Source organism: Psychrobacter sp. BF1 (assembly GCF_019279065.1).
GTDB classification, from domain to species: Bacteria; Pseudomonadota; Gammaproteobacteria; order Pseudomonadales; family Moraxellaceae; genus Psychrobacter; species Psychrobacter urativorans.
On record NZ_JAGYWV010000013.1, the window covers coordinates 81,951 to 89,311 of the forward strand.

Sequence of the window (7,361 nt, forward strand, 5' to 3'; positions counted from 1 at the left end):
ATGACATTAACATCACCTAAAGCGATACTAGTCGCACTCATAAGTTTATGCTGCTCTACTATGGCACTTGCGGGTCCTGATTTAGGAGTTGCCGAGCAACAGGCAACCAATTGGCCTGCAATTATCATGTTTATGATCTTTGTTGGTTTTACGCTAGTAATTACTAAATGGGCCGCTGGGCAAACCCAATCAACTGCAGATTTTTATACGGCAGGCGGTGGCATCAGTGGTTTTCAGAATGGTTTAGCGATTGCAGGTGACTATATGTCAGCCGCATCTTTTCTTGGTATTTCAGCATTAGTATTTAGTTCGGGTTTTGACGGCTTGCTCTACTCACTCGGCTTTATGGTCGGTTGGCCTATCGTATTATTCCTCATTGCAGAACGCCTGCGAAATCTGGGTAAATTCAACTTATCCGATGTGGTTTCATTTCGCTTAGAAGAGAAGCCTGTACGCACACTGGCAGCTTTTAGTTCTTTAGTGGTAGTCGCTTTTTATCTGATTGCACAGATGGTGGGTGCCGGTCAGTTAATCAAACTGCTATTTGGTTTGAACTATAATATTGCCGTAGTTGTAGTGGGCTTATTGATGACTGCCTACGTTCTATTCGGTGGTATGTTGGCAACCACTTGGGTACAAATTATTAAAGCAGTTATGCTACTAAGTGGTGCAACCTTTATGGCATTTATGGTCATGAAATCGGTTGATTTTAGCTTTAGTAATATGTTCAATCAGGCGATCGTTGCCTATGGCAAAGCCCATAGCACTAGTGTTACAGATGCCGTTAAGATTATGGGACCTGGCAAACTGACTGAAAATCCAATTGATGCCCTATCACTCGGTCTTGCACTCATGTTTGGTACCGCAGGATTGCCTCATATCCTAATGCGCTTTTTCACGGTAAAAGATGCCAAAGAAGCGCGTAAGTCTGTTGTGGTTGCAACCGGATTTATTGGCTACTTTTACCTACTGACCTTTATTATTGGTTTTGGTGCCATCTTGTTCATTGCCAATAACCCACAGTTTCTTGATGTCGCAAAATCAGCACTTACTGGTCAATTAGAGTTAACTGGTGGTAATAATATGGCCGCCATTCACTTAAGTGAAGCGCTAGGCGGTGATTTATTTATGGGCTTTATCTCAGCCGTTGCCTTTGCCACTATCCTTGCGGTAGTAGCTGGTCTGACGCTTTCAGGGGTATCGGCTATTTCGCATGACCTATATGCTAACGTGTTTAAAAAAGGTCAAACTACCCCTGAGTCTGAAATGAAAGTTTCAAGATATGCCACTTTAGGTTTGGCAGTTTTTGCTATGATTCTAGGGATCTTGTTTGAAAAACAAAACGTTGCTTTCATGGTTGGTCTAGCATTCTCGGTAGCTGCTTGTGCCAACTTCCCAGTACTAGTACTGTCGATGTTTTGGAAGGGTTTGACAACGCGTGGCGCTGTAATTGGCGGTATTGTTGGTCTAGTAGGCGCTGTTGGTTTGATTATTCTATCTAAAGCCGTTTGGGTCGATACGCTTGGGATTTCCGAGACCGCACCTAACCCATTCAATGGTCCGGCATTATTTGCTATGCCACTATCATTCCTATGCTGTTGGTTTTTCTCGGTAACGGATAAATCAGCCCGTGCAGAAAAAGAACGTAAGGCATTTGATGCTCAGTTTGTTCGTTCGCAAACCGGCATTGGCATATCTGGTGCTTCTGACCACTAATAGATTAATGATTATCTAGTACATTAATAGTATAGTAGTCTCTTTATAATGGTGCTATTCATCACTCACAGGCAGTAGCTTGTGAGTGATTTTTTTATAGAAATTTATAGTGTTAGCAAACTGATAATCTGTGTTGTTTCTATTAAATAAATATTTAGTTACATAAAGTAATTTAAATTCATTTATTGTTAACGTTGCATATATTTTTTAGAGGTTTACAATGGACAACTATAATAAGTCCATTACGCAGTGATGGAATTAAAACTATTAGCTTATCAGTTATTATATTTAGAACACACTGCGTCTATTTTGCTTTTGTTACCGCTTCATTATTTAATTAGATAGATTGTTTTTACAATCTTTAGTATTATTGAAAAAATATTCGATATTTCATATATAATATTTTCAGAGATTCTTGCCCTATTTTTTAATAATTGTGGCCAGTTATTTGGATTCATCAAACTGTTTTGGGAAGTTTAGAATCATAGCATAGCTGGCTTTTTTGTTAAGGGATGAGCGTTAGATTATAACTGCTGGGTATATGCCAACCATCTACCCTGTTTTATGTTAGACAAAAGGAGTTGTCATATGGATAAGTATAATGATCCATCTGGTTATTGGCGCGCCAATATCCGTCTTATTATAGGTAGCCTTATTGTTTGGGCACTGTGCTCATATGGGTTTGGTATCTTGTTACGTCCGTTGATTTCAGGTATTAAAATTGGCGGTACTGATTTAGGCTTTTGGTTTGCTCAACAAGGGTCAATTGGCATATTCATCATCTTAATCTTCTTCTACGCTTGGCGTATGAATAAGTTAGATAAACAATATGGCGTAGACGAGGAATAGCCCTATGAGTCAATTTACTATTAATATCATTTTTGTAGGTCTATCTTTCGCTTTATACTTCGGTATTGCTTGGTGGGCACGTGCAGGTTCAACTAGTGAGTTCTATGTTGCTGGCGGCGGTGTGCATCCAGTAGTCAACGGAATGGCAACGGCAGCTGATTGGATGAGTGCTGCGTCATTTATCTCAATGGCAGGTATTATTGCAACTAGTGGTTACGGCGCATCAACGTACTTGATGGGTTGGACTGGTGGTTATGTTCTACTAGCCATGCTGCTAGCCCCTTACTTACGTAAATTCGGTAAGTTCACGGTTCCTGACTTTATTGGCGACCGTTTTTACTCTAAGACTGCCGCTATGATAGCCGTGGTCTGTTTGATTATTGCTTCTACTACTTATGTTATCGGTCAGATGACTGGTGCTGGTGTTGCATTCTCACGCTTCTTAGAAGTTGAAAGCACAACTGGTCTTATTATCGCTGCCGTAGTGGTATTCTTCTATGCCGTACTTGGTGGTATGAAAGGGATTACTTACACTCAGGTTGCTCAGTACGTAGTACTGATGATTGCTTATACTATCCCTGCAGTATTTATTTCGCTTGAGTTGACGGGTAACCCGATCCCTGGTTTAGGCTTATTCTCAAACCACGTAGAATCTGGCGTTCCTATCTTGACTAAGCTGAACCAAGTCGTTACTGACTTAGGTTTTACCTCTTATACAGCTGACGTACCTAACAAGCTAAATATGGTGTTATTTACTCTATCTCTAATGATAGGTACAGCAGGTCTGCCACACGTTATCATTCGTTTCTTCACAGTCCCTAAAGTTGCTGACGCACGTTGGACAGCTGGTTGGACTTTAGTGTTTATTTCGCTACTATATTTTACTGCTCCAGCAGTAGGTGCTATGGCGCGTTTAAACTTAATCGACACTATCTACCCACAAGGCGTAGAACAGCCTGCTATTGAATATAATCAGCGTCCTGATTGGATGAATACTTGGGAAGAGACAGGTCTTATCAAGTATAACGACTTGAATAATGACGGTCGCATTCAGTTATATAGCGATAGTGGACTTGGCGCCGCTGAGCTCGCATTAAAAGCAGCACAAGCTGACGGCGGCGACATTGCTGCGGCTACAACTGCAGTTGATGAAGCACGTGTCAAGCATGACTTAGAGCGTGATGGCGTCTTTACTGACAGAGGTTGGGCAGGTAACGAGTTAGACGTGAATGCTGATATCTTAGTATTAGCTAACCCAGAAATTGCCCAGTTACCAGGTTGGGTTATCGGTCTTATCGCCGCAGGTGGTTTGGCAGCAGCATTATCAACAGCAGCTGGCCTACTACTCGCAATCTCATCAGCGATCAGTCATGACTTGATCAAAAGAAACCTTAATCCGAACATCAGTGATAAAGACGAGTTAAAATATGCTCGTATCACTATGGGCGTAGCGATCGTGGTTGCCACTTACTTGGGTATTAATCCACCAGGATTTGCCGCACAAGTAGTAGCCCTAGCCTTTGGTATTGCGGGTGCTTCACTGTTCCCAGTACTAATGATGGGTATTTTCTCTAAGCGTATTAACAACCTTGGCGCTATCGCCGGTATGTTAACGGGTTTGATTAGTATCTTAGTCTATATCTTTATGTTTAAAGGTTGGTTCTTCATCACTGGTACTGCAAACTTCCCTGATACTGAAGAGTACTGGTTGTTTGGTATCTCGCCATTATCATTTGGTGCGGTCGGTGCCTTACTTAACTTTATCGTAGCGTTCGCTGTATCTTACGCTACTGCGCCACCACCAGCACATATCCAAGAGTTGGTTGAAAGCGTACGTTCTCCACGTGGTGCTGGCGGTGCCATTGACCATTAAGCTATAGATATAATAAGCTTAAATGTTAAAGATATCGTTAGTTACTCTATCTATCACTCACAGGCAGTAGCTGCTTGTGAGTGATTTTTTTATCCTAAGGTTATAAAGTAGCTTTGATTGAGGTAGACTTTATGACGACTCATTATTGTGTTAAATGCGCCTATGGCGTTAAGGACAGCTGTTATGCTATTTGAGTTTATCGCTACTATAGCTGCCGGTTTCGGCTTAGCTGGTGTGGCACTGATTATAACTCACCTATCCAAATTGGCAGGTAAACGGGCGCCAAAATGGCTTATTCCTTTGTTTGGTGCTATTGGTATTTTTGCTTTTCAAATAAATCAGGAATACAACTGGTTCAGCCAACAAGTTGCCGAACTTCCTAAAGGAGTAACGGTTGTTAAAAAAGTTGAAGAAAGCACTTGGTTTCGTCCTTGGTCCTATGTGAAACCGCAAACTTTTCGCTTTATAGCCGCCGACGCTGGCAATGCACGCGCCAATGCAGATAACAAAGACATGTATTTGGTTAACTTATATCTGTTTGAGCGCCGTAGAAGTGTCCAACAGATGCCGCAAGTTATAGATTGCGCTACTCCTGCACGTGCAGATTATGTTCTACAAGAAAAAGACAGTACGCTGAGCATTGATGATCATGTCAAGCAAACCACTGCATGGCGGCCGTTGACTAAAGACGACCCTATATTTATCAGCGTATGTTCGAAGAATACTTAGTTACTGATGAATAGTGATGTTTAGAATTAGCTCCTAATAGCAGACCGGCGCATAGACCACCAAAATGCGCCGCAAAGGAGATACCTTGCTGGGGCATTAGTCCTTGTTTAATAGTAAACCAAAACCCTGCACCCATAACGATACAAGCTAACAAATAGCCCCATCGTCTCGCAAATACCGCTCCCCCTATCATAAACCCGAGCATCGCAAAACAAAGTCCTGAAGCACCGATATGAATCGATGATTCCGACCCGATCAACCATGTCATCACTCCTGAGGCGATTATAAGCTTCAAAATCGTGCGATAAGCATTGTTCTCAAATAAGCCAAATAGAAAAAGTATCTGTAGCAAGGTTAAGCTATTACCTATGATGTGAGTAATGTCACCATGCATAGTCCAAGAGGCAAACACCCCCACTATACTGCGTAAATCAAAGGTGCGCGGGGCAATACCGAATATATTCCACAAGCCAAATAAAAAGATATTATTGACGAAAAACATAACCCACATAGGGACGAGTACAAAGGCATATAAGCCAATGACTTGCTTTAAGCGCACTATAATCAAAGAAAGCAACGATTGCCAGTTCATAGATAAAGAGCCTAGTATTATTGTAAATGCACAATTTTAGTAATTTACAGACAAAACAGCGGGCTCGACAGGCACAAAGGACAGCAGTGAAGCATCTTTATCGCCTGTTGAGTAGTTATTAGCATGTAGCAGCGAAGTGGAATGATAAGGTACTAAGGCGGTTGGCACAAAGTTACGTGCAGCATCAATGTGCTTTATAGAGTCATCAAAGAATATATGCGGTGCAAAAGTCTTCAGAACGGCTGTTTTATCAAGACCTCCTAGGAAAAAAGCCATATCAACGTCTACTCCCCATTGTCGCAGCGTCTTTATCGCTCGCAAATCTGCTGGTGCATTACGGGCGGTTACTAAAGCGATGTTAATAGGCCGATGATCCATGTGCACAGGTAGACGCTCTTGTAACTTCGATAACTTAATCAACAGCTCAGCATAAGGACCTTTTTCAATCGGTAAATCACGCATCTGTGCTTCACGGTCATGAAAAGCCTTTAGACCCTTCTGCTTATACAATAGCTCTCCTGAGTCATCAAACAGTACCGCATCACCATCAAAAGCTATCCGCAGCTGCTCGGTGTCTAACTCATAAGTATTTACTGGAGTAGCATCAAGGATAGCACAAGCACAAATATTGGCATCAGCGACTTGCTGAGCGTCATTACGATTAGTAGTCAAAAACAAATCAATATTAAAATCATTAATGTAAGGCGCTACTAAACTACCCGATATAAAGGCTGAACGTGAAATACTCAGACCATGCTCACGAATGGCGTTGAGCACTTGTATACCAGTATCAGGACTACTCTTGGAGACGATCACTACTTCGACTAAGGGAGCCTGAAGATCTATATCAGGCTGAGTGCAATCGTGGCAATAGTTATTGAGGTTAAGCAAAGCTTTTATAAGTGGGTAGCCCGCTCCTATAGCCAAAGGCTCATTCTCACGCTCAGCCATATAGTCACGAAACTCTTTTATAGCTTGGTTAGGACGGTGCTCAAGCAACTGTAGCAGATGATTTTCTGATTCAGATAAATCAAATAAAGCAGTGGCAGAAATAGCCACTATCAAGGTATTACTAAAATCGACTGACATAATTTTCTACTTATATAAAAACTTATATTTTGAATGATTACTTTAAGCTAAGTTTACTACAGTAGCAAAATATATAATGATGATAAAAGTTGCTATCACATCATATCCTTGTAATAAAATCGGATACTCAATGCCTAACTATAAGCTATAGCGCAAAAAAAGACTGCCATAGCAGTCTTTTTTATTATAAATAATATAAGGTCAGTATTTTTTGCAATCGACTAATATTACAGGCAACCAAAGAAAAGCCCCTTAACAATTAAGTTAAGGGGCGAATCTAGAATAGAGAGCTGACGATAACCTGAGCGCCGTTAAAACAAAGCACTGCTTTGTTAGGCTGCGCAAGAGAAAACCCTTTAAATAGGGTTTTCGGTGTAGGTCACTATTAAAGTAAAGATAAAAAAATCCCCCAACCAGATAACTGATTGGGGGATTTTAGAATAGAGAGCTGACGATGACCTACTCTCACATGGCCGGGGCCACACTACCATTGGCGCGATGATGTTTCACTTC

General features: G+C 41.4%; 6 protein-coding genes. 4 read left to right on the forward strand and 2 right to left on the reverse strand.

Annotation, left to right across the window (positions count from 1 at the left end):
• The 4 genes from KZA12_RS13040 (at window position 1) to KZA12_RS13055 (ending at window position 5,167) form a co-directional block, all read left to right on the forward strand.
• Window positions 1–1,716 (forward strand): cation acetate symporter, encoded by a 1,716-nt coding sequence (locus KZA12_RS13040; protein ID WP_201623806.1) that lies wholly within the window; start codon window positions 1–3, stop codon window positions 1,714–1,716.
• Between the two features lie 588 nt (window positions 1,717–2,304).
• Entirely contained in the window at window positions 2,305–2,565 is a 261-nt protein-coding gene (locus KZA12_RS13045; RefSeq protein WP_201623807.1) for a DUF4212 domain-containing protein, read from the forward strand.
• A gap of 4 nt (window positions 2,566–2,569) precedes the next feature.
• A complete protein-coding gene (locus KZA12_RS13050; RefSeq protein ID WP_216581824.1) occupies window positions 2,570–4,438 on the forward strand; it encodes a sodium:solute symporter family protein in 1,869 nt (622 codons plus the stop codon).
• A 183-nt stretch (window positions 4,439–4,621) separates the two neighbouring features.
• Window positions 4,622–5,167 (forward strand): hypothetical protein, encoded by a 546-nt coding sequence (locus KZA12_RS13055; protein WP_201623809.1) that lies wholly within the window; start codon window positions 4,622–4,624, stop codon window positions 5,165–5,167.
• Here KZA12_RS13055 and KZA12_RS13060 read toward each other — a convergent pair.
• Window positions 5,142–5,759, reverse strand: a complete 618-nt coding sequence (locus tag KZA12_RS13060) for a rhomboid family intramembrane serine protease (RefSeq protein ID WP_201623810.1) — start codon at window positions 5,757–5,759, stop codon at window positions 5,142–5,144. The two genes, KZA12_RS13055 and KZA12_RS13060, sit on opposite strands and share 26 nt — an antisense overlap.
• A 36-nt stretch (window positions 5,760–5,795) precedes the next feature.
• Window positions 5,796–6,848: a 5'-nucleotidase gene (locus tag KZA12_RS13065; protein ID WP_218690513.1), complete on the reverse strand. Its 1,053-nt coding sequence runs from the start codon at window positions 6,846–6,848 to the stop codon at window positions 5,796–5,798.
• Between the last annotated feature and the right edge of the window lie 513 nt (window positions 6,849–7,361).